The sequence below is a fragment of the Diaphorobacter sp. C33 genome (assembly GCF_030503915.1).
Lineage (GTDB): Bacteria > Pseudomonadota > Gammaproteobacteria > Burkholderiales > Burkholderiaceae_C > Diaphorobacter > Diaphorobacter nitroreducens.
Genome location: NZ_CP129980.1, coordinates 2,387,186 through 2,412,953, shown reverse-complemented (window position 1 = coordinate 2,412,953; position 25,768 = coordinate 2,387,186). Strand labels below are relative to the sequence as shown.

Annotated in this window: 22 protein-coding genes and 1 riboswitch; of the genes, 14 read left to right on the top strand and 8 right to left on the bottom strand. The window is 68.7% G+C overall.

From position 1 onward, the window contains the following. Nucleotides 1-39: 39 nt before the first annotated feature. The 6 genes from murG to ftsZ all read left to right on the top strand — a co-directional run bounded on the left by murG (nucleotide 40) and on the right by ftsZ (nucleotide 7,133). Entirely contained in the window at nucleotides 40-1,239 is a 1,200-nt protein-coding gene (murG, locus tag QY917_RS11415; RefSeq protein WP_123676128.1) for an undecaprenyldiphospho-muramoylpentapeptide beta-N-acetylglucosaminyltransferase, read from the top strand. Continuing rightward, nucleotides 1,236-2,669 carry a UDP-N-acetylmuramate--L-alanine ligase gene (murC, locus tag QY917_RS11410; protein ID WP_123676129.1) on the top strand — a complete coding sequence of 478 codons (1,434 nt, stop codon included), beginning with the start codon at nucleotides 1,236-1,238 and terminating at the stop codon, nucleotides 2,667-2,669. Before murG ends, murC begins: the two co-directional genes overlap by 4 nt. After that, nucleotides 2,666-3,664: a D-alanine--D-alanine ligase gene (locus QY917_RS11405; protein WP_123676130.1), complete on the top strand. Its 999-nt coding sequence runs from the start codon at nucleotides 2,666-2,668 to the stop codon at nucleotides 3,662-3,664. Before murC ends, QY917_RS11405 begins: the two co-directional genes overlap by 4 nt. Further along, complete coding sequence (locus QY917_RS11400) at nucleotides 3,661-4,494, top strand: cell division protein FtsQ/DivIB (RefSeq protein WP_015914260.1); 834 nt, start codon at nucleotides 3,661-3,663, stop codon at nucleotides 4,492-4,494. The genes QY917_RS11405 and QY917_RS11400 overlap by 4 nt, the downstream gene beginning before the upstream one ends. A 17-nt stretch (nucleotides 4,495-4,511) precedes the next feature. Further along, complete coding sequence (gene ftsA, locus QY917_RS11395) at nucleotides 4,512-5,741, top strand: cell division protein FtsA (protein WP_015914259.1); 1,230 nt, start codon at nucleotides 4,512-4,514, stop codon at nucleotides 5,739-5,741. A 162-nt stretch (nucleotides 5,742-5,903) separates the two neighbouring features. Beyond that, nucleotides 5,904-7,133 carry a cell division protein FtsZ gene (gene ftsZ, locus QY917_RS11390; protein WP_011806759.1) on the top strand — a complete coding sequence of 410 codons (1,230 nt, stop codon included), beginning with the start codon at nucleotides 5,904-5,906 and terminating at the stop codon, nucleotides 7,131-7,133. A gap of 141 nt (nucleotides 7,134-7,274) precedes the next feature. Here the strand turns inward: ftsZ and QY917_RS11385 are convergent, their stop codons facing one another. Further along, on the bottom strand, nucleotides 7,275-9,014 hold the full coding sequence (locus tag QY917_RS11385; protein ID WP_123676131.1) for a methyl-accepting chemotaxis protein: 1,740 nt from the start codon (nucleotides 9,012-9,014) through the stop codon (nucleotides 7,275-7,277). Nucleotides 9,015-9,233: 219 nt separating this feature from the next. Between QY917_RS11385 and lpxC the strand changes: the two genes are divergently transcribed. The 3 genes from lpxC (at nucleotide 9,234) to thiC (ending at nucleotide 12,441) form a co-directional block, all read left to right on the top strand. Continuing rightward, the gene (gene lpxC / locus QY917_RS11380; RefSeq protein ID WP_088888345.1) at nucleotides 9,234-10,157 is read left to right on the top strand and encodes a UDP-3-O-acyl-N-acetylglucosamine deacetylase; all 924 of its coding nucleotides are present in this window, start codon (nucleotides 9,234-9,236) and stop codon (nucleotides 10,155-10,157) included. Nucleotides 10,158-10,175: 18 nt separating this feature from the next. Beyond that, nucleotides 10,176-10,352, top strand: a complete 177-nt coding sequence (locus QY917_RS11375) for a hypothetical protein (protein WP_011806756.1) — start codon at nucleotides 10,176-10,178, stop codon at nucleotides 10,350-10,352. A gap of 33 nt (nucleotides 10,353-10,385) precedes the next feature. Continuing rightward, nucleotides 10,386-10,495: riboswitch (TPP riboswitch) on the top strand. A 101-nt stretch (nucleotides 10,496-10,596) separates the two neighbouring features. Further along, nucleotides 10,597-12,441, top strand: coding sequence for a phosphomethylpyrimidine synthase ThiC (gene thiC, locus QY917_RS11370; RefSeq protein WP_123676267.1), 1,845 nt, complete (start codon nucleotides 10,597-10,599; stop codon nucleotides 12,439-12,441). A gap of 51 nt (nucleotides 12,442-12,492) precedes the next feature. Here thiC and QY917_RS11365 read toward each other — a convergent pair whose 3' ends face one another. After that, nucleotides 12,493-14,118, bottom strand: coding sequence for a methyl-accepting chemotaxis protein (locus tag QY917_RS11365; protein ID WP_123676132.1), 1,626 nt, complete (start codon nucleotides 14,116-14,118; stop codon nucleotides 12,493-12,495). A gap of 254 nt (nucleotides 14,119-14,372) precedes the next feature. On the opposite strand from QY917_RS11365, the gene QY917_RS11360 reads away from it, so the two are divergent. Next, complete coding sequence (locus tag QY917_RS11360) at nucleotides 14,373-16,025, top strand: methyl-accepting chemotaxis protein (protein ID WP_123676133.1); 1,653 nt, start codon at nucleotides 14,373-14,375, stop codon at nucleotides 16,023-16,025. Between the two features lie 36 nt (nucleotides 16,026-16,061). On the opposite strand, the gene ruvC is transcribed toward QY917_RS11360, so the two are convergent. The 5 genes from ruvC to QY917_RS11335 form a co-directional block, all read right to left on the bottom strand. Beyond that, nucleotides 16,062-16,622 carry a crossover junction endodeoxyribonuclease RuvC gene (gene ruvC / locus QY917_RS11355; RefSeq protein WP_015914253.1) on the bottom strand — a complete coding sequence of 187 codons (561 nt, stop codon included), beginning with the start codon at nucleotides 16,620-16,622 and terminating at the stop codon, nucleotides 16,062-16,064. A gap of 79 nt (nucleotides 16,623-16,701) precedes the next feature. Next, a complete protein-coding gene (mtgA, locus tag QY917_RS11350) occupies nucleotides 16,702-17,424 on the bottom strand; it encodes a monofunctional biosynthetic peptidoglycan transglycosylase (RefSeq protein ID WP_123676134.1) in 723 nt (240 codons plus the stop codon). A gap of 3 nt (nucleotides 17,425-17,427) precedes the next feature. Then, a complete protein-coding gene (aroE, locus tag QY917_RS11345; protein WP_123676135.1) occupies nucleotides 17,428-18,276 on the bottom strand; it encodes a shikimate dehydrogenase in 849 nt (282 codons plus the stop codon). Continuing rightward, a complete protein-coding gene (locus QY917_RS11340) occupies nucleotides 18,276-19,136 on the bottom strand; it encodes an energy transducer TonB (protein WP_015914250.1) in 861 nt (286 codons plus the stop codon). The genes aroE and QY917_RS11340 overlap by 1 nt, the downstream gene beginning before the upstream one ends. A 78-nt stretch (nucleotides 19,137-19,214) precedes the next feature. Then, a complete protein-coding gene (locus QY917_RS11335; RefSeq protein ID WP_123676136.1) occupies nucleotides 19,215-21,386 on the bottom strand; it encodes a ribonuclease catalytic domain-containing protein in 2,172 nt (723 codons plus the stop codon). A gap of 128 nt (nucleotides 21,387-21,514) precedes the next feature. Here QY917_RS11335 and QY917_RS11330 point away from each other — a divergent pair, with 128 nt between their 5' ends. The 4 genes from QY917_RS11330 (at nucleotide 21,515) to QY917_RS11315 (ending at nucleotide 25,106) form a co-directional block, all read left to right on the top strand. Then, nucleotides 21,515-22,246, top strand: a complete 732-nt coding sequence (locus QY917_RS11330; protein WP_123676137.1) for an RNA polymerase sigma factor — start codon at nucleotides 21,515-21,517, stop codon at nucleotides 22,244-22,246. A gap of 108 nt (nucleotides 22,247-22,354) precedes the next feature. Further along, nucleotides 22,355-22,939, top strand: a complete 585-nt coding sequence (locus tag QY917_RS11325) for a ferritin-like domain-containing protein (protein WP_123676268.1) — start codon at nucleotides 22,355-22,357, stop codon at nucleotides 22,937-22,939. 38 nt (nucleotides 22,940-22,977) lie between these two features. Further along, nucleotides 22,978-23,406: a cytochrome c family protein gene (locus QY917_RS11320; protein WP_162844553.1), complete on the top strand. Its 429-nt coding sequence runs from the start codon at nucleotides 22,978-22,980 to the stop codon at nucleotides 23,404-23,406. A 146-nt stretch (nucleotides 23,407-23,552) separates the two neighbouring features. Continuing rightward, nucleotides 23,553-25,106: a Wzy polymerase domain-containing protein gene (locus QY917_RS11315; RefSeq protein ID WP_123676138.1), complete on the top strand. Its 1,554-nt coding sequence runs from the start codon at nucleotides 23,553-23,555 to the stop codon at nucleotides 25,104-25,106. Here the strand turns inward: QY917_RS11315 and QY917_RS11310 are convergent, their stop codons facing one another. Next, complete coding sequence (locus QY917_RS11310) at nucleotides 25,107-25,694, bottom strand: YqiA/YcfP family alpha/beta fold hydrolase (protein ID WP_123676139.1); 588 nt, start codon at nucleotides 25,692-25,694, stop codon at nucleotides 25,107-25,109. It abuts the gene before it with no gap. Between the last annotated feature and the right edge of the window lie 74 nt (nucleotides 25,695-25,768).

Genomic DNA, 25,768 nt, shown 5'->3' with positions numbered 1-25,768 from the left:
CATGCCCCTGCGCGCGCGCCGCGCACCAGGAGCGCCGACATGACGTCACGTTTCGGCCACAGCCAGCACCCCCGCCGTGGGCGATCCGCGCGCGCGCGGGCCGGACGGCGCGAGGGCGTTCAGTCCAATTTTCCCGCGACGCAGGTCCTGGAGCGCTCTGCGCACTCCCTTCCCGCGCGCCAACGCACGGCGCTGGTCATGGCCGGTGGAACGGGCGGACATATCTTTCCTGGGCTGGCACTGGCCGAGGCGCTGCGCGAACGTGGCTGGCAGGTGCATTGGCTGGGTACGCCCGGCAGCATGGAAGAGCGCCTGGTGCCGCCGCGCGGTTTCGCGTTCGAGGCCATCGACTTCTCCGGCGTGCGCGGCAAGGGCCTGAAGACACTGCTGGCCTTGCCGCTGCGGCTGGCACGCGCATGCCTGCAGGCGCGCGCGGTCGTGCGCCGGTTGCAGCCGGACGTGGTGATCGGTCTGGGCGGGTACGTCACCTTCCCTGGCGGCATTGCCGCGCGCCTGGCGCGCAAGCCGCTGCTGCTGCACGAGCAGAACTCCGTGCCCGGCATGGCCAACAAGCTGCTGTCGCGGCTGGCCACGCGGGTCTACACGGCCTTTCCCAATGTGCTGCCCGATGCGCAGTGGGTAGGCAACCCCATGCGGCGCGCCTTCACGCGCCAGCCCCGTCCCGAGCGGCGCCTTGCCGGGCGCGAAGGTCCGCTGCGCCTGCTGGTGGTGGGCGGCAGCCTGGGCGCCAAGGCGCTCAACGACATCGTGCCCCAGGCGCTGGCATGGATCCATGAGCAGGACCGACCCATCGTCACCCACCAGAGCGGAGAGTCCCAGATCGAGGCGCTGCGCCGCAGCTACGCGGCGGCGGGCGTCGAGGCCACGCTCACGCCGTTCATCGAGGACACCGCGGCCGCGTTCGCCGAAGCGGACCTGGTGCTGTGCCGCGCGGGCGCCAGCACGGTGACGGAGATTGCGGCCGTGGGGGCTGCGGCGGTCTTCGTGCCATTCCCGCACGCGGTGGACGACCACCAGACCACCAACGCGCAGTACCTGGTGAAGGTGGGCGGGGGCTGGCTGGTGCAGCAGGCCGACCTGACCGCCCACGGCCTGGCCGAGATGCTGCAGAACATGAAGCGCCAGGACCTGCTGGCCAAGGCGCAAAAGGCACGCACGATGCGAAAGATCAACGCAACCCGCGACATCGTCGCGGCATGTGAAAGGCTGGCACGATGAAGCAGGCCATTCGCCACATCCACTTCGTCGGCATCGGCGGCTCCGGCATGTGCGGCATTGCCGAGGTGCTGCACAACCTGGGCTATGTGGTTTCCGGCTCCGACCTGGCCGACAGCCCCACGCTGCGCCGCCTGCAGTCACTGGGCGTGGCCACCCATGTGGGCCACGCGGCGGCGCACATCGCTGGTGCGGACGCCGTGGTGACCTCCACCGCTGTGCAGGCCGACAACCCCGAGGTGCTGGCCGCGCGTGAGCGCAAGATACCCGTGGTGCCGCGCGCGTTGATGCTGACCGAGCTGATGCGCCTGCGCAAGGGCATCGCCATTGCCGGCGCACACGGCAAGACCACCACCACCAGCCTGGTGGCCAGCGTGCTGGGGGAGGCGGGGCTGGACCCGACCTTCGTGATCGGCGGGCGGCTGAACAGCGCGGGCACCAATGCCAAGCTGGGCCAGGGCGAGTACATCGTGGTCGAGGCCGACGAGTCGGATGGCTCGTTCCTCAACCTGCTGCCTGTGATGGCCGTGGTCACCAACATCGATGCCGATCACATGGAGACCTACGGCCACGACTTCGGCCGGCTCAAGCAGGCCTTCGTGGACTTCCTGCACCGCATGCCGTTTTACGGCACGGCCATCCTGTGCATCGACAACCCGGCGGTGCGCGACATCCTGCCGCTGGTGACCTGCCCGGTGACGAGCTACGGCCTGTCCGAAGATGCCGAGGTGCGCGCCGTGGATGTGCGTGCCGTGGGCACGCAGATGCATTTCACCGTGCAGCGGCGCAACGGCGTGACGCTGCCGGACCTGCAGGTCGTGCTCAACCTGGCCGGCGAGCACAACGTGCTCAACGCCCTGGCGGTGATCGCCGTGGCGGCCGAGCTGAACGTGCCCGACGAGGCCCTGCTGCGCGCACTCGCCGGTTTCACCGGGGTGGGTCGGCGCTTCCAGCGCCACGGCGACCTGCCCGCGCAGGGCGGGGGGCACTTCACGCTCATCGAGGACTACGGGCACCACCCTGTGGAGATGGCGGCCACGCTTGCGGCCGCGCGCGGGGCGTATCCGGGGCGGCGCCTGGTGCTGGCCTTCCAGCCGCACCGCTACAGCCGCACGCGCGACTGCTTCGAGGACTTCGTCAAGGTGCTGGGCACAGCCGACGCGGTGCTGCTGACCGAGGTCTATGCCGCGGGCGAGGCGCCCATCGTGGCGGCCGACGGCCGGTCGCTGGCGCGCGCACTGCGCGTGGCCGGCACGGTGGAGCCGGTGTTCATCGACAACGTGGCCGACATGCCGCAGCGCATTGCCGCGGGCGCCCGGGATGGTGATGTGGTGCTGTGCATGGGGGCGGGCTCGATCGGTGGCGTACCCGCCAAGGTGGTTGATTTGCTGCAAAAAAATGAGCTGCTAGCGCAGGAAGGACGGGCGCAATGAGCCAAAATGACCCCAAGATTGATGTAAAGGCGCTGGGCAAAGTGGCCGTGCTCATGGGGGGCACGTCGGCCGAGCGTGAGGTGTCGCTGATGTCGGGCGGCGGCGTGCTGCAGGCGCTGCGCTCGCGTGGCGTGGACGCGCATGCGTTCGACCCCGCGCACAGTGATCTGTCGGAGCTCAAGGCCCACGGCTACAGCCGCTGCTTCATCGCGCTGCACGGCCGCCATGGCGAGGACGGTACGGTGCAGGGCGCGCTGGAGCTGCTGGGCATTCCGTACACCGGTCCCGGCGTGATGGCGTCCAGCATCGCCATGGACAAGATCATGACCAAGCGCATCTGGCGCGCGGACGGCCTGCCCACGCCAGACTGGCGCCTGGTGTCCAGCAGTGCGGAGACGGCCCAGGCCTTCCAGGAGCTGGGCGCGCCGATGATCGTCAAGCCCTCGCGCGAGGGCTCCACCATCGGCCTGACCAAGGTCACTTCGCTGGGGCAGTGCGAACAGGCGTATCGGCTGGCCGCGCAGCATGACCCCGAGGTGCTGTGCGAGCAGTTCATCGATGGTGACGAGACCACCTGCCCCATACTGGGCCAAGGCGCCGAGGCGCGCGCGCTGCCGGTGATCCGCATCGAGGCGCCCCAGGGCAACTACGACTACCAGAACAAGTACTTCACCGACGTCACGCAGTACCACTGCCCGAGCGGCCTGCCCGAGGCCGAGGAGCGCGAGATCCAGCGCATCGTCGTGCAGGCTTACCGTACGCTGGGTTGCCGCGGCTGGGCGCGCGCCGACATCATGATCCGCGCGAGCGACCGCAAGCCATTCCTGCTGGAAATCAACACCTCGCCCGGCATGACCGGCCACTCGCTGGTGCCGATGTCGGCCAATGCCAGCGGCATCAGCTACCCCGACCTGTGCCTGCGCATCCTGGCGAGCGCGTCGCTGGACGCGCTGCAGGGCCGGGCCGGTGCGGCAGGAGGACGGGAGTCGGTATGAACAACACGCTGCCCGCACCGCTGGACGTTCGCCTCATGAACATGACCGCCACGGTCCTGTTCCTGGGCTGCGCCCTGGCCGTGCTGGCGGTGGGCGGGGGCTGGCTGCTGCGCCATCCCGCGTTCTCGATCGGGCGCATCGTGGTGGAGGGCGACCTCGTGCACACCAGCGCGTTGAGCCTGCGTGCCAACGTTGCGCCGCAACTCGTGGGTAACTTCTTCACCATCGACTTGCAGGCCGCGCGCCGCGCCTTCGAGCAGGTGCCCTGGGTGCGGCAGGCCTATGTGCGCCGCGAGTTCCCCAGTGGCCTGCGCGTGCAGCTGCAGGAGCACGACGTGGTCGCCTACTGGGGCGCCGAAGGCAGCGACACCCTGGTCAATAGCCGGGGCGAGGTCTTTGAAGCCGACGCGGGCGACCTGGAGCAAGACAACCTGCCGCGCCTGATGGGCACGCCCGAGCGCTCCGCGGAGTTGCTGCAGATGTACCGCCAGCTGGCGCCTGCGTTGGCGCCGCTGGGTTCCGGCATCGACTCGTTGCAGCTCACGGGGAATGGAGGCTGGCGGGTCACGCTGGACAGCGGTGCGGTGCTGGAGCTGGGGAGTGGCTCGACGCAATTGCTGATGCAGCGCGTGTCGCGTTTGGTGCACACGCTGCCGGACGTGGCGCAGCGGCAGGGGCGTCGTGTGGATGCGCTGGAGTACGCCGACTTGCGGCATGAAAGCGGCTATGCGCTGCGCCTGCGCGGCGTCACCACCGTGAGTACGGACGCACAGAAGGCGGCTGCGCTGCGCGCGGCGTCGCGTGCGCGCAGGGCGGGGCAGAACAACTGAGGGCAGGACAGAGAACTATGGCAAGAGAATACAAAGACGTGGTCGTGGGGCTGGACATCGGCACCGCCAAGGTCATGGCAGTCGTCGCTGAAGTGCTGCCCGGGGGCGAGCTGAAGCTGGCCGGCCTGGGCGTAGCTCCCAGCAATGGCTTGAAGCGCGGTGTGGTGGTGAACATCGACGCCACGGTGCAGAGCATCCAGCAGGCGCTGAAGGAGGCCGAGTTGATGGCCGACTGCAAGATCCAGCGCGTCTATACCGGCATCACGGGCAGCCATATCCGCGGCCTCAACTCCAGCGGCATGGTGGCCGTGAAGGACAAGGAGGTCACGCCGGCGGACGTGGCGCGCGTGGTGGAGACGGCCAAGGCCATCAACATCTCCAGCGACCAGCGGCTGCTGCTGGTGGAGCCGCAGGAATTCGTGATCGACGGGCAGGATGTCAAAGAGCCCATCGGCATGAGCGGCATCCGCCTGGAGGCCAAGATCCACATCGTGACCGGCGCGCAGAGCGCGGCCGAGAACATCATTAAGTGCGTGCGCCGCTGCGGCCTAGAAGTGGAGCAGCTGATGCTGAACCCGCTGGCGAGCAGCCAGGCCGTCCTTACCGATGACGAGCGCGAACTGGGCGTGGCCGTGGTGGACATTGGCGCGGGCACCACCGATGTGGCCATCTTCACCGGGGGGGCGATCCGCCACACGGCGGTGATCCCGATCGCGGGCGACCTGATCACCAGCGATATCGCGATGGCGCTGCGCACACCCACCAAGGACGCCGAGGACATCAAGGTGGAGAGCGGCTACGCCAAGCAGTTGCTCGCCGACCCTGAGGCGCAGGTCGAGGTGCCGGGCCTGGGCGATCGCAGCCCGCGCATGCTGTCCAAGCAGGCGCTGGCGGGTGTGATCGAACCGCGCGTGGAGGAGATCTTCTCGCTGGTGCAGCAGGTGATCCGCGAGTCCGGCTATGAGGAGGTGCTGTCCTCGGGCATCGTGATCACGGGCGGCAGCTCCGTCATGCCGGGCATGGTGGAGCTGGGCGAGGACATCTTCCTCAAGCCCGTGCGCCGCGGCATCCCGAAGTACTCCAGCGCGCTGGCCGACATGATTGCCCAGCCGCGCGCCGCTACTGTCATGGGCCTGCTGGAAGAGGCGCGCCTGGCGCGCCTGCGCGGCTTCAAGGTGGCAGCCAAGAGCGGGTCGGTGAAGACCGCATTTGGCCGGTTCAAGGACTTCATCGTGGGGAACTTCTGACATGACCTTCCCCCCGCTCTGGATGGCACGCGCCAGTCCGCCGCCGCGGCGCCGCGGGCGATGGCGAAGTACCGCGCCTCCGCCCGACGGCAATGACCGTCCCCTAACAAACACCAACCTACGGCAATTGCAAATCACAACCCAAGTTTCAGGAGCACCATCATGACCATCGAAATGATCGAGTCCGAAGAGTTCAACCAGGGCACGCAGATCAAGGTGATCGGTGTCGGCGGGGGCGGCGGCAACGCCGTCGAGCACATGATCTCGCGCAACGTGCAGGGCGTGGAGTTCGTCACGGCCAACACCGACGCGCAGGCGCTCACCCGCAGCACGGCGCATCGCACCATCCAACTGGGCGCAAGCGGCTTGGGCGCAGGCAGCAAGCCTGACAAGGGCCGCGAGGCCGCCGAGGCTGCGCAGGAGGACATCCGCCAGGCCATCCAGGGCTCGCACATGCTGTTCATTACCGCCGGCATGGGCGGCGGCACGGGCACGGGCGCTGCGCCCGTGATCGCGCGCGTGGCCAAGGAGATGGGCATCCTCACGGTGGGCGTGGTCACCAAGCCCTTCGACTGGGAGGGCGGGCGCCGCATGAAGAACGCCGACGATGGGCTGGCTGAGCTCGAAGCCAACGTCGACTCGCTGATCGTCGTGCTCAACGAGAAGCTGCTGGAGGTGCTGGGCGATGACATCACCCAGGAAGAAGCCTTCGCGCACGCCAACGATGTGCTCAAGAACGCGGTCGGCGGTATCGCCGAGATCATCAACGAGTACGGCCAGGTGAACGTGGACTTCGAGGACGTGCGCACCGTGATGGGCGAACCCGGCAAGGCGATGATGGGCACGGCCACGGCCAGCGGCCCGGATCGCGCGCGCATCGCGGCCGAGCAGGCGATCGCCTGCCCGCTGCTCGAAGGTATCGACCTGTCGGGTGCCAAGGGCGTGCTGGTGCTGGTCACGGCAAGCAAGGGCAGCCTCAAGCTGGCCGAATCGCGGCTGGCAATGAACACCATCAACGCCTACGCCTCGCCGGACGCGCATGTGATCTTCGGTGCGGCATACGACGACACGCTGGGTGACGAGATCCGCGTGACCGTGGTGGCCACGGGCCTGTCGCGCCAGAACGCGCGCCGCCAGCCCATGCAGGTGGTGCAGGGCAGCCTGCGCACCGGCACGGACAACGTGGCGTACCAGATGCCGATGGCCGGCGCAGCGGTCGGAGTTTCCGCCGGCATGGTGGGCGGTGCGGCCCAGGCCGACTACGGCAGCATGGCCGTGCCGAGCGTCTGGCGCACCAACCGTTCCGTGGCCACGGCGCGCGTGGATGCGCTGTCTTCGGGCGGCATGGACGAACTGGAGATTCCGGCCTTCCTGCGCAAGCAGGCGGACTGAAGCTCCACCGGCGCCACGACCAAGGTGCCTGAATGAGAAAGCCGCTGGCGTGCCAGCGGCTTTTTCATGTGCGGTCGCGCATCCGCATGACGTGCGCTACACGGCGCGCGCTGGCGCCTGCGGGCGCCGCACGGATCGGCGTCAGAACGACTCCCAGTCGCCGTCGTCCGGGCCGGCGCCGGGCGCCTTGGCGGGCTTGGCCTGTAGCGCGGGTGCCGCGGGAGTGGACAGAGTGCGAGGTGCGCTTGCGGCCGGGCGCGCCGCGGGGGGGGCAGCACGCGTGGGCGCCGTGGCGGGGCGGGGCCGCTGTACCTCGCCTGCCTGCACGCGGAACAGCGCCACCACGTCCGTCAGCTTCATGGCCTGCTCGCGCAGGCTGGCCGCCGCGGCGGTGGATTCCTCCACCAGCGCGGAGTTCTGCTGCGTCATCTGGTCAAGCTGGTGCATGGCGGTGCTGACCTGGGCAATGCCCTGGCTTTGCTCGGAGGTGGCGGCGCGCACTTCGCCAATGATGTCCGTCACCCGCTGAACGCTGCTGACGATCTCGGTCATGGTGCTGCCGGCGCTGTCCACCAGTGTCGTGCCGGAGCGGACCTTTTCCACCGAATCGTTGATCAACGCCTTGATTTCCTTGGCGGCTTGCGCACTGCGCTGCGCGAGTGTGCGGACTTCTCCGGCCACCACGGCAAAGCCCCGGCCTTGTTCGCCGGCGCGCGCGGCCTCCACGGCAGCGTTGAGCGCCAGGATGTTGGTCTGGAAGGCGATACCGTCGATCACGCCGATGATGTCGCTGATCTTGCCGCTGCTGGCGTTGATGCCTTCCATGGTGCTCACCACCTGGGATACCACGTCCCCGCCGCGTGCCGCCACCTGCGCGGCCGATGCGGCCAGTTGGTTGGCGGTCTGGGTGGCGTCGGAGGTCTGGCGCACCGTGCTGGAGAGCTCTTCCATGCTGCTGGCCGTGGCCTGCAGGTTGCTGGCCGTGTCCTCGGTGCGATGGGCCAGGTCGTTGTTGCCCTGCGCGATCTCGCTGGCCGCGGTGGCAATGCTGTCTGAGGCGCTGCGCACCTCAACCACGAGGCGGCGCAGCGAGGCCACCATCTGCGACAGCCCATCCATCAGCGATCCTGCGGGCGCGGGAGGGATGGCGGTGTCCAGATGGCCCTGCGCGACTTCCGACATGACGCTCATGGCGTGGGCGGGTTCGCCGCCGATCTGGCGCACCACCGAGCGGAACACCGCAAACCCGACCACTCCCACGGCAAGGGTGACGATCGCGACCACCAGCAGGTCGGTCAGCAGCGCCTGGCGCACTGCGGCATCGATATCGTCGGTGTACAGGCCGGACCCCACCATCCAGTTCCATCCATCGATGCGCACGGCGTATTGCAGCTTGGGTGCGAGCGTCTGCTCGCCAGGGCGCATGAACCTGGCAGAGACATACGCCTTGCCATCCTTGCTGCGCTGCAGTGCGTCCGTGATCTGTTTGAGCAGGTCGTTGCCATCGCCGTCCTTGAGCTTGCCGGCCATGTCCTGGCCTTCCCACTCGGGCTTGATGGGGTGCATCACGCCGCGGCTGTCCATGGTCCAGATGTAGAAATACTCGGTCTTGCCTTCCGCGCCGCCGTAGCGCGACAGGCGCAGGGCTTCCTTGGCGGCCTTCTGCGCGTCCTCTACGCTCATCGCGCCCTTGTCGGCCGCTTCCTTGTAAGCGGCGACGATGCTGTGCGCCGTCTGCACGGCGGTGGTCAGGGTTTCCTTGCGGGCGTCGATGATGAGCTTGCGCTCCTGCAGCAACGACAGGGTCGACATCACGATCAGCGCGAGCAGCGCCGTTCCCAGCATGGCAAGAATCTTCATCTTGAGGCTGAGCTTGGTCATGGGGGCTTTCTCCGAAATTCGCCAAGATGGCGAGTTTTGTAAACATTTATTAACATAATTATCGCATTTGTTCCAATTTTGTTCGGCGACGCGCTCGTTGTCCGTATGTCAGCGCTTCTGCAGATCGACGCGCAGCGCAGGCGGCAGAACGTTTCGCTGCTATCAACGTCATAGAAAAGGGGTACTGCCGGCCCGTGTCTGGCCGCCTAAAATCGGCGGATGCTTCAGCAACGCACCATCAAGACCCTGACCCGCGCCGTGGGCGTAGGCCTGCACAGCGGCCAGCGGGTCGAGTTGACGTTGCGCCCGGCACAGCCGGACACGGGGATCGTGTTCCGCCGCGTGGATCTGCCGGAGCCGGTGGACATTCCCATTACCGCCACGGCCGTCGTGGATACGCGCATGGCCTCGACCATTGGCGCTGGTGGTGCGAAGGTGCATACCGTGGAGCACCTCATGTCGGCCTGCGCAGGGCTGGGGCTGGACAACCTCTACATCGACATCACGGCGGAGGAGGTGCCGATCCTCGACGGATCGTCCGCTTCCTTCGTGTTCCTGCTGCAAAGCGCGGGGGTGGAGTTGCAGAACGCGCCCAAGCGCTTCATACGGGTCAAGCGCCCCGTGGAAGTGCGTGAAGGCACGGGCCAGCAGCTCAAGTGGGCGCGGCTGGAGCCCTACCATGGCTTCAAGCTGCGCTTCGACATCGACTTCGCCCACCCCGCCGTGGATTCCACCGGGCAGAGCGTGGAGTTCGATCTGGGCGAAGGCAACTACGCGCGCGACATTGCGCGCGCCCGCACCTTCGGCTTCACGAAGGACGTGGAGATGCTGCGCTCCAGCGGCCTGGCGCTGGGTGGCGGGCTGGACAACGCCATCGTCATGGACGACTACAAGGTGCTCAACGCCGATGGCCTGCGCTACGACGCCGAGTTCGCCCGCCACAAGATCCTCGATGCCATGGGTGACCTGTACCTGGTGGGCAAGCCGCTGCTGGCGGCCTATAGCGCCTTCCGCTCGGGCCACGCCATGAACAACCTGCTGTTGCGCGAACTGCTGGCCCACGAGGATGCGTGGGAGATCGTGACCTTCGAGAATGAGCGCCAGGCGCCCGCAGGTTTCACACAGCCGGTGCGTGCCTGGTAACGGACGGGGGACGCGTGCATGTTGATCTTCCGATGGGCTGTCCTTCTGCTGCTGCTGGCTGCTGGCGTGTCGTTTGCCTTTTTTGCCGCTACGGGACAGCAGCGCTACAAGCGTTTTGGACTGGTCATCGTCAAATGGACCGTGATCGCGGCGTCCATGTTCTTCCTGGTGCTGATCCTCGAGCGTCTGCTGTAAGGCACCTTGCTGGCGGTCAAGTCGCCTATACTCGGCCCCGCTCCGGGGTGCACGTAACGGCGTGCTGAGATGGCGGACCTGACCGCCGGAACCGCGAACTTGATCTGGTTCATACCAGCGTAAGAAGAGCTGCAGTCGGATAGGGGGAAACGGGTACACCCGCAAGAAGGGTCGTGCTCCGTCCGTCCATCCGATCGATAGCGGAGCAATTCCATCCATCCCGCCGATGAAGGAGCTGCCCGCCATGAATGCCCCCGACAAGTTCGCCAGCCTGCTTGCGCTCACGCGCGAACCCTTTCCCGCTTCCACCAAGTCCTACCTCGCCGGCAGCCAGCCCGGGCTGCGCGTGCCGGTGCGCGACATTCAGCTCACCAACGGCGAAGTGGTGAGCGTGTACGACACGTCCGGCCCCTATACCGATCCTGCCGTGCAGATCGACGTGCGCAAGGGCCTTGCGAGCGTGCGGGGCGAATGGATTGCCGCGCGCGGTGACACCGAGGGCTATGAGGGTCGCGTACGCAAGGCGCTGGACGACGGCCAGAAGGCCGAGGATGGCGACCGCCTGGCCCAGCTGCGCGCCGAGGCTGCGGCGCTGCAGCGCCAGCCGCTGCGCGCCAGGAGCGGCGCCAACGTCACGCAGATGCACTACGCGAAGAAGGGCATCGTCACTCCCGAGATGGAATACGTGGCCTTGCGCGAGAACGGTCGCCGCGAGTGGATGCAGCAATACATGCAGGACGCCGCGCGCGAGCAGCGCCTGGCCGGCAACCCGCTGGGTGCAAGCATCCCGAAAATCATCACGCCCGAGTTCGTGCGCGACGAGGTCGCCCGTGGCCGCGCCATCATTCCCGCCAACATCAACCACCCCGAAGTGGAGCCCATGGCCATCGGGCGCAACTTCAAGGTGAAGATCAACGCCAACATCGGCAACTCCGCCGTCACGTCGAGCATCGAGGAAGAGGTGGAGAAGCTCGTCTGGGCCATCCGCTGGGGCGCCGACAACGTGATGGACTTGTCCACCGGCAAGAACATCCACACCACGCGCGACTGGATCGTGCGCAACTCGCCCGTGCCCATCGGCACGGTGCCTATCTACCAGGCGCTGGAAAAGGTCGGCGGCATTGCCGAGGACCTGACCTGGGAGATCTTCCGCGACACGCTGGTCGAGCAGGCCGAGCAGGGCGTGGACTATTTCACCATCCACGCGGGGGTGCGCCTGGCCTACATCCAGCTCACCGCCGCGCGCCGCACGGGCATCGTGTCCCGTGGCGGCTCCATCATGGCCAAGTGGTGCATGGCGCACCACAAGGAGAGCTTCCTCTACACACACTTCGAGGACATCTGCGACATCATGAAGGCGTACGACGTGTCGTTCAGCCTGGGTGATGGCCTGCGCCCCGGCTGCGCCTCGGACGCCAACGACGAAGCACAGTTTGCCGAGCTGCACACGCTGGGCGAGCTGACGCAGATTGCCTGGAGGCACGACGTGCAGACCATGATCGAAGGCCCCGGCCACGTGCCCATGCACATGATCCAGGCCAACATGACGGAGCAGCTCAAGACCTGCCACGAGGCGCCGTTCTACACCCTGGGCCCGCTGACCATCGACATCGCTCCCGGCTACGACCACATCGCCAGCGCCATCGGTGCCGCCATGATCGGCTGGATGGGCACGGCCATGCTGTGCTACGTGACGCCCAAGGAGCACCTGGGCCTGCCCGACCGCGACGATGTCAAGCAGGGCATCATTGCCTACAAGATCGCGGCCCACGCGGCCGACGTCGCCAAGGGGCATCCGGGTGCCCGTGCGCGCGACGACGCGCTGAGCCAGGCGCGGTTCGACTTCCGCTGGCAGGACCAGTTCAACCTGGGCCTGGACCCCGATACGGCCAAGGAATACCACGACGAGACCCTGCCCAAGGACAGCGCCAAGGTGGCGCACTTCTGCTCCATGTGCGGGCCGAAGTTCTGCTCGATGAAGATCACGCAGGAAGTGCGCGAATTCGCCCAACAGGGCCTGCAGTCCAAGGCCGAGGAGTTCAACCGCACGGGCGGCGAGCTCTACGTGCCCATCCACCGCGCCGACTGACCCACGCAAAGCCGCCGGCCTGTCATGCCCGGCCGGCTCCAAGTGACCGTATCAGGCCGCGGCCAGCAGCCGGGTGGGCATGGGCGACGGCAGTGCGTGCGCCAGTTCACCCGGCAGGCGAAAGCGGCTGACCTGCGCCGCCAGCTCATGGGCCTGGCCGCGCAAACTCTCGGTGGCGGCCGCGGACTCTTCCACCAGGGCCGCGTTCTGCTGGGTCATCTGGTCCAGCCGCGACAGGGCCGAGTGGATGGAGAGGATGTCCTGCTGCTGCGCATGGTGGCTGGAGCGTATGTCGGCCATCGTGCGTGCGGCGTCCTGGATGGCCGCTACCACCTGCTCCATGGTCCGCCCCGCATCAGCGGCCAGGGTGGCGCCGGCATCCACCTGCTGCACGGACGCCTGGATCAGTGCCTTGATCTCTCGCGCGGCCTCGGCCGAGCGGTTCGCCAGGCTGCGCACTTCGCTGGCCACCACCGCGAAACCGCGGCCCTGTTCGCCGGCACGTGCGGCTTCCACCGCGGCGTTCAACGCCAAGATGTTGGTCTGGAACGCGATCGAGTCGATCATGCCCGTGATGTCGCCGATCTGGTGCGCGCTGTGGGCCACTTGCTGCATGGTCTGCTCCATGCGCGTCACCACGTTGCTGCCTTCGTGCGCGGTGGCTGCCGCCTGTGCGGCGCGTGCCTCGGCATGCTCGGCGGTCTCGGCCGATTGTTGAACGGCGCGTGTCACATGCTCCAGCGCGGCGGCCGTTTCCTGCAGGCTGGCTGCGGCCTCCTCGGTGCGGGTGGACAGGTGGGCGTTGCCGTTGGCCATCTCGGACGAAGCCGTGTGCAGGCTGTGCACGGAGGTGCTCACCTGTCCCGCCAGGCTGCGCAGCGCGGACTGCATGACCGACAGAGACGTCAGCATGTGCCCGGTTTCGTCCCGGTCGTGGCCCACGATGTCCTGGCGCAGGTCCAGCCCCGCAACACGCTGCGCGGTGTCGCTGGCCAGTGCAATGGGCCGCGTGATGCTGCGCACCAGCCACAGCGCGAGCAGGGTGCCCAGCACCAGGGACAGGCTGCCGAATGCCAGCAGCGACCAGCGCGCCTGCTGGCTCCAGCCGCCCACGGCCAGGGCGGCCGTGTCGATGGACTGGCGCTGCGACTGCGTGAGCGCATCCAGCGACCCCAGCAATGCCTGGGACGCGGGCAGGAAGCGCTCGCCATACACCTGCTGAATGCGTGACGTGAGGCCGAAGTCGCGTGCTTGCACCAGTGCGGCCTGGGCCTCGTGGAACTCGGCGGCCCGCGCCTTCACGCGGGACAGCAGTTCCTCATCGGCTGTGCCGGCCAGCCGCTGCGCCAGGGTGGCTACCAGCCTGTCGTACTGCTGCTGCGTAGCGGCAATGTCGGCGCCGATGGCTTGCCCCACCTCGGGTTCTGAACTCAAGGCCACGGCCTTGTAGCGCTCGGCATTGATGGCCTGCAGCCGATAGGCGTCGGCCACCAGTCGTTCGTTGGCCACGCTGTGCTGAACCATGTCGTCGGTCGACTGGCCGATGTGTCGCAGCGACCACACGCCGATGGCCGAGCCGACCAGACTCAGCGCCAGCACCGTCATGAACAGGCCCACCAGCCGGCGACCCAGCGGGCCGATGGAAAGAGAGCGGGTAGGGGAAGAAGAGAAGGACATGCGCGTGTTCGGGGTGAGCAAAGCCCTGGGGCCGAACCGCACTATGGACAAAGATTGTGACAATATGTTTTCTAGGCATGCCTTGCCGCGTTCCCTAAGCCCCATCTCACCAGAGACAACGGGACCGTGATTACCCTGCCTTGGGATTGAGCGCTTGCAACATACAGTTGCATTCCGGTCCGCCCACGAGGCGGTATCTCTGCCATGGCGTGGAACTTGCACACGCCGGTCATCATGTTCAGCAAAGGAATGCCATGAGGGTTCTGGGGCAGCTTTCCATTCGCGCGCGGCTGTATTTCGCCACGACTTTTTCCCTGGTCCTGCTGACTGCAGTGGGCGCTCTGGGCTACGTTGCGCTCGACCGCTCGCGCAGCACGCTGCAAGAGCTGTTTGCGCGGCAGGTGCAAACGCTCACCGACATGGCCGAACTTCGCACCGGCTTGGGGCACCTGCGCCGTGCCGAGAAGGACATCATCATCAACTTCAACAACGCCGTGGAGGTGCAGGCGCTGCGTGAGGGCTGGAGCCGCCAGTTGGATGCGCTGCGCAAGAGCATGGCGCAGGTGCGCGAGGTGCAGGCCGGCAACGTGGAATTCACCGGCGCACTGGACAAAGCGCTGGCCGAGGTCGGGCAGTACGAAGGCGGGCTCGTGCCGATCTTCGACCAGATCGAGCGCGCCCTGCTCGATGGCGCGGGTGCGGGGGCGTATGCCGAGCGTTTCAAGGCCCACATGGACACCACCGATGCCCTGCTGGCCAGCCTGGCCACGCAGGCGCGCGGCCACATGGAAGAGGCGCGCGCCGCCCTGGACCAGCGCACCGCCACCATGTCCACGCTGATTGCTGCAGCCGTGCTGTTGGGGTTGGCGGTGCTGGTGCCGCTGACGTTGTTCAGCGTGCGTTCCATCACGCAATCGCTGGAGCAGGCGCGCGCGCTGGCCGAGCGCATTGCCGCGGGCGACCTGTCGCATGCGGTGCAGTCCCGCCAGCGTGACGAGATCGGCAACCTCGTCGCTGCCATGGGCCGCATGCAGGATGCGCTGCGCACCCTGGTGGGCCAGGTGCAGCAGGCCGCGGGCAGCATCGCCACGGCCAGTGACGAGATCGCCCTGGGCAACCAGGACCTGAGCCAGCGCACCGAGCAGACCGCCGCCAGCCTGCAGCAGACCGCCTCGTCCATGGAGTTGCTCACCGGCACGGTGCAGCACAGTGCCGAATCGTCCCGCCAGGCCAGCGGGCTGGCGGCCAACGCGGCCGAGGTGGCGGTGCGCGGCGGCGCGGTGGTTGCGCAGGTGGTGCAGACCATGGGCGAGATTTCCGACAGCTCGCGGCGCATCGGCGACATCACGGGCGTGATCGACTCCATCGCGTTCCAGACCAACATCCTGGCACTCAATGCCGCCGTGGAGGCCGCGCGCGCCGGCGAACAGGGCCGGGGCTTCGCCGTCGTGGCCAGCGAGGTGCGCAGCCTGGCGCAACGCAGCGCCGACGCCGCCAAGGAAATCAAGGCGCTGATCGGCGCCTCCGTCGAGCGGGTGGAGGGCGGCTCGCGCCTGGTGGCGCAGGCGGGCGAGACCATGACCGAGATCGTGGCCAGCGTGCGCCGGGTTTCCGACATCGTGGCCGAGATCACCAGCGCGGCCGCCGAGCAGGCGGGCAGCATTGGCCAGGTGGGCCAATCGGTCAGCCACCTGGATCAGATGACGCAGCAGAACGCCGCGCTGGTGGAAGAGTCCGCAGCCGCGTCGCAGTCGCTGCGCGACCAGGCGGGCCGACTGACCGAGGCGGTCAGCCGCTTCAAGCTGCAGGGCGGCGCGCCGCAGCCGGGGGCCGTGGCGTTGGCGCGCGCAACCGCCGCTCGGGAAATGGCGGACAAGGACGTTGGCTTGCCCGCGCTCGCTGCGTAGGGAAAGGCCCCAGAGGCAAGGGCCGCGTTCAGTCGTTCAGTAACTGCGCCCGGCCTTGTACATGGCGTGCTGGCGCCGCGTGAGCTGCGCGACCTCGCCCACGCGGGCCATGGCCGCGCCGGCGTGCGCGTGGGTGATGGCCAGGCCCAGGGCGTCGGCGGCATCGGTGCCCGGCAGGCCGGGCAACTCCAGCAGACGGCGCACCATCTCCTGCACCTGCGACTTGGCCGCGCGGCCGTGGCCTACCACGGCCTTCTTCATCTGCAGCGCGGTGTATTCGGCCACGGGCAGATTGGCATTCACCAGCGCGGTGAGCGCCGCGCCGCGCGCCTGGCCCAGCAGCAGCGTGGACTGCGGGTTGACGTTGACGAAGATGATTTCCACCGCCGCCGTGCTGGGCTGGTAGCGCGCGGCCACTTCGCTCACGCCGTCGAACAGCACCTTGAGCCGGCCCGGCAGATCCCCCAGCGCGAGGCCCGTGGCGCGCCCCGTGGTGCGGATGGTGCCGCTGGCCACGTAGCGCAGGCGATGGCCGTCCACGTCCACCACGCCGAAGCCCGTGGTCTGCAGTCCGGGGTCGATGCCAAGGATTCTCATGGACTATTAAATTTATAGCTGTTTGCGCTTGCTGATATTGGCTTGGAGGCCGATACTGCTTGTATAAATGACACGTGGTTCAGGGCAACTCGCTGCGCCCCATGCGCGCCAGCAGCGCGCGCGTGCGCCCGGCCAGGTAGGCCGAGCCGGGCGCCTTCTCGAAGCGTTTGGGCGCCGGCAGCATCACGGCCAGGCGCGCGGCCTCGGGCGCGGTGAGCTGGCGTGCGCTCTTGCCGAAGTAGCGCTGCGCGGCGGCCTCGGCGCCGAACACGCCTGCCCCCCATTCCACGTTGTTCAGGTAGATCTCCAGGATGCGCTGCTTGGGCAGGAGCTGCTCCAGCGCCAGAGTGAGCACGAATTCCTGCCCCTTGCGCACCAGGTTGCGCTCGCCCGACAGCAGCAGGTTCTTGGCCAGTTGCTGGGTGATGGTGGAGCCGCCGCGGATCTTGGGCGCGCGCCCCGTGGCCGACGGCCGGGCGGCCAGCTGCGCCTCGATGCGCGCATTGCGCTCCCAGGCCTTTTCGATGGCATCCCAGTCCACGCCGTCGTGGTTGACGAAGTTATCGTCCTCCGATGCGACCACCGCGCGCTTGAGGTGGTCGGATATCTGTGCGTACGGCACCCACTGCTGGCGCCAGCGCACGCCGCTGCCTTGGGACCATTGCGCCCAGGCCTCGGACCGCTGGAAGGTGGTGGATTCCGGGTCGATCACCGCCATGGCCGCGATGCGCGCCACGAAGAACAGCTGCAGCGCCAGCAGTGCCAGCAGCACCAGCATGCACCAGCGCAGTGCGCCCCGCATGCCTCAGGCCCCCGCGGCGATGGCCGCGCGCAGCTCCTGCAGCACCGGGGCCGACGGCGGGCGCACGCCGCGCCAGAGCAGGAACGCCTCGGCTGCCTGCTCCACCAGCATGCCCAGCCCGTCGCGCACGGTGGCGCCGTGGGCCGTGGCCCAGTCCAGAAAGGGCTGCGCCGCGGGGCCGTACATCATGTCGTAGGCCAGGCTGCCGGGGCGCAGCACGCTGGCGGGCACGGGCACCGCGCCGCCTTCCAGGCTGCTGGCCGTGGCGTTGATGATTATGTCGAAATCGGCCCCTGGCGCTTGCATATTCAGCGCCAGTAGCTCTGTTTTTTGTAGCGCTGCGAGTGCGGCGTGGCTGTCCACCAGTGCCTGGGCGCGCGCGGGCGTGCGGTTCACGACGGCGATGCGCCGGGGGTGCTGCCGCAGCAGCGGGCCCAGCACGCCGGCGGCCGCGCCGCCCGCGCCCACCAGCAACACGTCGCGCCCGGCGAGTGGAGCGCCAGCGCCTTGCGTGATGTCGGCCACCAGGCCCAGGCCGTCGGTGTTGTCGGCATGGATGTTGCCGCCGTCGAACACGAGGGTATTGGCCGCGCCGGCCAACTGCACGCGCTCGCTGCGCGTGGTGGCCAGCTGCGCGGCCTCCAGCTTGAACGGCACGGTGATGTTGCAGCCGCGCCCGCCTTCGGCGGCGAAGCTCTGCAGCGCCTGGGCGAAGCCGTCCAGCGGAACCAGGCGGCGCTCGTAGTGCAGCGACTGGTCCGTCAGTTGGGCAAAGCGCGCGTGGATCCAAGGCGAGCGGCTATGGGCGATGGGATTGCCCATCACGCAGTAGAGGTCGGCGGCGGCGGTCATCAGCGCAGGTCGGTTTCCAGGGTCTGGTCGCGCGTGAACTTGAAGCGCGAGACCACGGCGATCTGATCGGCCTTGGCGCGCATTGCCGGGCCGAAGTGGCCAAAGGGCCCCGCCGCGCGGGCGATGGCCTCGGCGCGGCGGTCCAGCAGGCGGTTGCCCGAGCCCTGCACCACCTCGGTGGCCAGCACGCGGCCGTCATGGTTCACGGTCAGGATCATGATCAGCTCGCCGTAGAGCTTCTTGCCGCCCTGCTCGGGGAAGTTCTGCGTGCCCTTGTCCTCGACCTTGCGGCGCAGCGCGTCGTAGTACACGGCGTACACCTCCTCGCGCGTGGCGGGGCTGATGTAGCGCTTGCGCGGGCGGGCGTTTTCCTCGTTGATGCGCTTTTCGATCTCGGCCAGCAGCTTCACCAGCTGGCGGCGCTTTTCGTCCTGGGCCTGGCTGTCGGTGCTCTGGCTGGGCTTGCGCGGGTCGGGCTCGGGCAGCACGGCGAGCTGCTTGCGCAGCTGGGCCAGCATCTGGGTCTGCTGCTCCAGCATTTGGTCCATCTTGCGCTGGGCTTCTTCCAGGTCGTCGCCGATCGTGGTGAGGGCCGAGTAGGGCAGGGGGCTGGTGGCGCGTCCCTTGGCGGCCTCGCCGCCACCGGCCAGCGACGCCTGCGCGATGGCCTGCGCCTTGTCGGGGCGCTCGTTGGACTGCGCGTTGACCAGGATCACCTCCAGCGGCGTGTCCTGGAACACGCGGTTGAAGCTCTCGGGGTCCACGAAGCGCACCGTGAGCAGTGCGGCATGCACGGCGATGGAGACGCCCAGCGCGATCTGCAGCGTCGTCAGGCGTTGAAGCAGGGTGGAGATTTTCATCGTCGGGCCGCCATCACTGCAGGCCGCGGCGCCCTGTGGGGCGGCGCGCTGCATGGCGGTGGAGCAAGGGAGCGGTTGTCACGGCGCCCGATTATCAGCGGTGCCGCCGGCGCCCTCGCCCTCGGCCTCGTTGACATCGACCGCGATGGCGATCGGGCCGGCCACGGCCTCCTCGTCGCCCTCGTCCTCGTCCACCGGGCCGTCGTCGCTGGCATCCAGCGGGTCGTCCAGGCGCGCCACCAGGGTGCCCGCCACGTCCAGCGTGATCTCGTCGATCTCGCCGAGCTTGACGCGCACGCGCGCGCCGCGCGGCAGCTGCTGCGCGCCCAGCACGGGCAGCACCAGTGGCAGGGTGTCGGCGCGCACCAGGAAGCTGCCGTTCGGCCCTTCCTTGAACACGGTGGCGTCCAGCTCGGTGATCTGGTTCTGCTGCAGGTACTTGAGCGTCCAGAAGCGCTCCATGCCGGCCTGGTAGCCGTTGTAGGCGCTGTAGGCGGCATCGAAGCTGCTGATGATGGAGAACAGCTCCGCGTCCTTGGGCTTGAACGGTGCGGCCAGTGCAGCGGTCTTGCCGTGGCGCGCGCAGGCAATGATCTGCCACTGGTTCACCAGGTCCACGTAGCGGCGCAGCGGCGAGGTGGCCCAGGCGTAGCTCTTCACGCCGATGCCGGCGTGCGGCAGCGCCTTGGTGGACATGCGCACCTTCACACCGGGCGCCAGGCTCGCCTGGCTGCGGTAGATGCCCGGCACGCCGTGCTCGGCCAGCATGTTGCCCCAGGTGCTGTTGGCGACGATGGCGGCCTCGGCCACGATCAGGTCCAGCGGCGCGCCGCGCTTGCGGGTGGTGATGTTCACCGTTTCGCTGCCGTTGGGCTCGGCGCCGTCGTTGCGGGGCTTGTGGGCCCCCACGCTTGCCGCTTCGCTGGCTGCGCTGCCCCCCGCGGGGGCGTTCGCGCCTTCGGGCGGCCGGGCGGCGCTCAGCCGGAAGGTGTAGTCGGGGCGGTTGAAGGTTTCGGGCTTGCCGCGCACGACTTCGCGCTGGGCCTTGAGCTGCTTGGCCAGTCGGTGCAAAAAGGAGAGCTGCTCACGCAGATCCAGCAAGGCCTGAGGCGTGTTTTCGGTCTGAATCGACGCATCCTGCAGCCATTCCTCGGTGACGATGTGGTCGAGCTGGTCGTGGCGCAGGTTCACCGTCACGGGCACGCGCTCCAGGCGCGTCTCGGTGGCGGTGATGGCCAGCGTGGCCTCGTCGATCGTCACATACAGCGACACGGCCGGGTTGGCGCGGCCCTCGTCCAGCGTGTAGATCTGCACCACCTCGTCGGGCAGCATGGTGATCTTGTAGCCCGGCATGTAGACGGTGGACAGGCGCGTGCGCCCCAGCTTGTCCAGGTCGCCCCCGGGTTGGATCGCCAGGCCCGGCGCTGCAATGTGGATGCCCAGCGTCACGGTGCCGGTGCCCAGGCCCTGCACCGACAGGGCGTCGTCGATCTCGGTGGTGGCCGAATCGTCGATGGAATAGGCCTGTACATCCGCCAGCGGCAGGTCGGCCGGCGGCTGGGGTGCCGCCAGCTGGGGAAAGCCCGTGCCCTTGGGGAAGTTGTCGAACAAAAAGCGCTTCCAGTGGAACTGGTAGCTGGAGTCGATCGCACCCGCGGCCTGCAACAGGTCCAGCGGAGCCTTCTGCGCGCTGCGGCTGGCCTCGACCACGGCCTTGTACTCGGGCGCGTTCTTGTCGGGGCGGAACAGAATTTTGTAGAGCTGCTCGCGCACGGGCTGCGGGCAGGTGCCGGCGACGAGTTCGGCGGCCCAGGCGTCGATCTGCGCCTGGATCTGCTTCTTCTTCTCGATGGCGGCGAGGGCCTGCTGCAGCACCTCGGCCGACGCCTTGCGAAAACGCCCTTTGCCCGCGCGGCGGAAGTAGTGCGGCGCCTCGAACAGCGCCACCAGCATGCCGGCTTGCTCGGTCACTGGCGCCTGGGCAGAAAAATAGTCGCGCGCCAACTCGGCGAAGCCGAACTCCTCCTCGGGCGCGAACTCCCAGGCCAGCGGAAGCTCCACGCCGGCGGCGATCTCGCGCGCCTGCGCCAGCAGCTCGGCCGGGGCGGGCTTGTCGAACTTCAACAGGATGTTGGCGGCCTTGACCTTGACGCGTTTACCCGAGTCGAGCTCAATCTGTGCCGAGCTTTCGGCTTCGGAGAGGATGCGGCCGGCCAGGAACTTGCCGGCTTCGTCGAACAGTGCATGCATAGGGGCGCGATTTTCCCATGGCGGCGGGCAGCGCCCCTGTTCGTGGCAGGTGATTGCGGGTGTTTGTCACGCCAGGCCTTCGGCGTGCGTCCAATGGGCAAAGGGTCTCAACGAAAGCGAGGCGAGCCATGCACCCATCCGAGGACTTACCGCAGGCGGCGGTTGTCACTGCCATTCCCATCGCCGACCGTGCGGCGGACGCGGCCTTGGTGACGCGCGCCCTCGCCGGCGAGGCGGGAGCCTTCGCCGCCATCATGCGGCGCCACAACCGGCTGATGTTTCGCGCCGCGCGCGGCGTGGTGCATGACGACGCCGAGGCGCAGGACGTGGTGCAGGAGGCCTATTTGCGCGCCTTCACGCGGCTGCGGGCCTTCCGCGGCGATGCCGCGCTGGGCACCTGGCTGGCGCGCATCTGCCTGCGCACGGCCTTGGACGTCTTGCGCCGGCGTGCGCGCAGCGTGGCGATCGACCCCGCGCAGGCCAGCGACCAGGAGCCGCAGCCGGAGGATGCCATGTCCTATTTCGCCCCGCCCGACGACGCGCCCGACCAGGCACTTGCGCGTGCCCAGTTGCGCGCCCTGCTGGAGTCGGCCGTGCACAGCCTGCCGCCGCTGTACCGCAGCGTGTTCCTCCTGCGTGCCGTGCAGGAGATGAGCGTGCAGGAGGCGGCCTTCTGTCTGGACATCAGCGAAGAGCTGGTGCGCACCCGCTACCTGCGTTCGCGCGCCATGTTGCGCGACGCGCTGGGCGCGCGGGTGGAAGCCTGCGCCGACAGCGTCTTTCCGTTTGCGGGCGCGCGCTGCGACCAGGTCGTGCAGCAGGTGCTGGACGCACTGGCGCGGCGCGGGCTGCTGGCCTGACGGGCCGGCGCCACCCCGCCCACGCCTATGGCCCGTGCGCCGCTGCGCGCCGCGCCGATTTCCCGCGCCGCCGGCGCGGCACTTGTCCCTTTCTTCAAGGAGATGACCATGAACCACTCTTCCTTCCTCTTGACGCCTTCTTCCGCGCTGCTCGCGCGCCGCCGCACGGTGGGCGCGGCCGTGCTCTCGGCCTCGGCCGTGGCCCTGCTGGGCGGGCGCGACGCGCTGGCCGCTGGCGCCAAGACCGATGCGCGACAGCACGAGGCCGACGTGCGCATCCTCAACACCGCACTGGCGGCGGAGTACGAGGCCGTGGCCGCCTACCAGGTGGGCGCCGAGAGCGGTCTGCTCACCTCCGGCGTGCTGCCGCTGGCGCAGCAATTCCAGGGCCACCACAGGGAGCATGCCGACGCGATCGCCGGCGCCGTGCAGAAGATGGGCGGCAAGCCCGTGCAGGCCAAGGCGCAGTACGGCTTCCCGACCGACAAGCTCAAGGCCGAAGCCGACGTGCTGCGCTTTGCCGCCGGACTGGAGCGCGGCGCCGTGTCGGCCTACCTGGGTGCGGTGCCGCTGTTTGCCGACCGTGCCCTGGCGCAGGTGGCCGCCAGCATCCTGGGCGACGAGGCCATGCACTGGGCCGTGCTGCGCCAGGCCCTGGGTGAGGCGCCGGTGCCCTCGGCGTTCCTGTCATGACCCGAGTCCAGGCAGGTGGGCGTAGGCGGGCCTGGGCATTGGTGGGCGGATTGGCGCTTGGTGCTGCGGGCATGGCGGTCGCCGGGCCCGCACCGGCAACGCCAGCGCCGGCCGCGCCCCAGCCCATGGCGCCTGACGCAGCCCAGCTGGCACGCGGCCAGCAGATCTACGCGCGCTGCGCGGGGTGCCACGCCATCGAGGGCCACCGCACGGGACCGCAGCACTGCGGCCTGTTCGGCCGCCGCGCGGGCACGGCGCCGGGGTTCGACGGCTACTCCCCGGCCATGAAGGCCAGCGGCATCGTCTGGGACGAGCGCACGCTGCAGCGCTTCCTGAAGGATCCGCCAGCCACCGTGCCCGGCACGTCCATGGGCTACGCAGGCGTGAAGGACGATGGCGAGCGTGCGGCGCTCATCGCCTGGCTGCGCCAGGCCACGCAGCCGGGGAGCGCCTGCACGCCCAGGTAACCCATTGCTCTGTTTTTGATAGCTGCCAGCGCTTACTACAAAAGCGCTGGAGGCATTTTTGGCTTGAAGTGCGGCTGGTGCCATGGCGGCGCCTATGATGGGCGCCACCATGACGTCCACGATCGCCTTTGCACCACCACCCCGCTATGCGTCCTGATTTCACGCCGCTGGCGATTTTGGCGATGGCGCTGCCCTTCGTCTTTGGCATTACCGAGGCTCCGTATTCCAACTTTTGGCCGCTGCTGGCCAGCGGCGCCTGCGCCTGGCTGCTGGCGGCGCTGGCCTGGTGCGGCGCCTGGCGTCCAAGTGCCGCGCGCCTGGGCGCCCATCTGGCGGCGGGTCTGCTGCTGGCGGCGCTGGTGGCCGCGGCCATCGGCCTGGTGCAGTTCTTCATGGGCGACCCGGGGTGGGCGCCGTGGGTGCATGCCTCCAGCCCGGGCCTGGCCTTCGGCAACTTGCGCCAGCGCAACCAGCAGGCCACGTTGCTGGCGCTGGGCGTGTGGGCGCTGCTGTGGTGGGTGGCGCGCCTGCAGGAGCAGGTGGACGGCAACCCGGTGCTGGCAGGGCGCGGCGCGCGCTGGCCGGTGCTGGCGGCGGTCGCGGTGCCCTGGGCCATGGTGCTGCTGGCCACTGCGGGCGCGGCCACGGCCTCGCGCACGGGGGCGCTGGAGTGGCTGGTGGTGTTGGCGCTGCTCGCCGTGTGGCGGCGCAGCAGCGGCGCACTGGCGCTCGGCATGGCCGGCGTGGGGCTGGCGGTCTATGCGGTGGCCGCGTGGGGCTTGCCGCAACTGCTGCTGCGGTGGACGGGCATGCGCATGGACGGCCTGTTCATGCGGATGGCCGATGGCTCCCAGACCTGCGTCGGCCGCGCTACGCTGTGGTCCAACGTGCTGGAGCTGATCGCCCAGCGGCCCTGGGCCGGCTGGGGCTGGGGCGAGCTGGACTACGCGCACTACATCCACCCGTTTGCGGGAGAGCGTTTTTGCGTGCTGCTGGACAACGCCCACAACCTGCCGCTGCATCTGGCGGTGGAACTGGGCCTGCCGGCTGCGCTGCTGCTGTGCGGCGTGCCGCTGTGGGCCGCGCTGCGCGCGCGCCCCTGGCGCGAGGCGCAGCCCCACCGCCAACTGGCCTGGGGCGTGCTGGCCCTTGTGGGCGTGCACAGCCTGCTGGAGTTCCCGCTGTGGTACGGGCCGTTCCAACTGGCCACCGCGCTGGCCGTGCTGGTGCTGCTGGCGCCCTGGCTGTCGCGTGCGGCGCGCTGGCGCCCCGTGGGTGCGGTGGTGGCGGGCGTGGCACTGCTGGCGGCACCGGCCATGGGGTTCGTGCTGGTGCGCGACTACGCGCGCGTGAGCGCGCTGTACCGTCCCACGGCAGAGCGGCCCGCGGCGCTGCGCGCGCTGACGGCTGCCGACGCGGCGCGGCAGGTGTGGTTCTTCCGCGCGCCAGCGCAGTTCGCGCAGCTCACCACTGCGGTGGTCACGCCTGCCAATGCGGCCGAGATGCATGCCCTGGCGTTGCAACTGCTGCACTACTCGCCCGAGCCGCGCGTGATCGAGAAGCTCATCGCCAGCGCGCGGCTGCTGGGCCGCGAGGACGAGGTGGCGCTGCACACCGACCGCTACCGCCGCGCCTATCCGTACGACTTCGGGCGCTGGCAGCGCGGTCAGCCTTCCGGTGGCCCGCCGCTGGAGCGCTGATCAGGCCAGGTCGCAGAACGCCAGCACCTCGGGCAGGTGCCGGGCGAAGTCGCTCAGCGCGTGGTCGCCGCCGGGCAGTACGCGCTGGGTGGCTTGCGGGTAGCGCGCGACCATCTCGCGCCAGTCCAGCAGTTCGTCACCCTGCGCGGCGATCAGCAGCTCCGGCCCCGCGGGCGGCAGGTGGCGCACGTCCAGCGCCTGCAGCTCGGCGATGTACTCGGGGCGGAAGAAGAACCGCTCTTCGGGGTTGTGCCACGCGGTCTGCTCGCCGATGTAGCGTTCCAGGTCGCGCGCGGGGTGGACGGCGGGGTTGAGCAGCACGCTGGTACAGCGCGCCTGTTGCGCCACCCAGCTGGCGTAGTAGCCGCCGAGCGACGAGCCGACCACCGCCATGCCCGGTCCCTGTGGCCAGGTGGCGATGCCGCCTGCGACCAGCGCCATCGCCGCGCGCGGCGAAGGGGGCAGCTGTGGGCACCAGAACGTTACGCCCGGGTGGTGCTGGGCCACGTGCGCGGCCACCTGGCGGGCCTTGGTGGACTGGGGCGAGGAGCGAAAGCCGTGCAGGTACAGCAGGTGGGTGGTGGGCATGGCTGTCAGCGTCGGCGCTGTCGAAAGGCAAGTGCCGGTCCGGCAACGGTTTTTGGTGGATGATGCGTGGATCT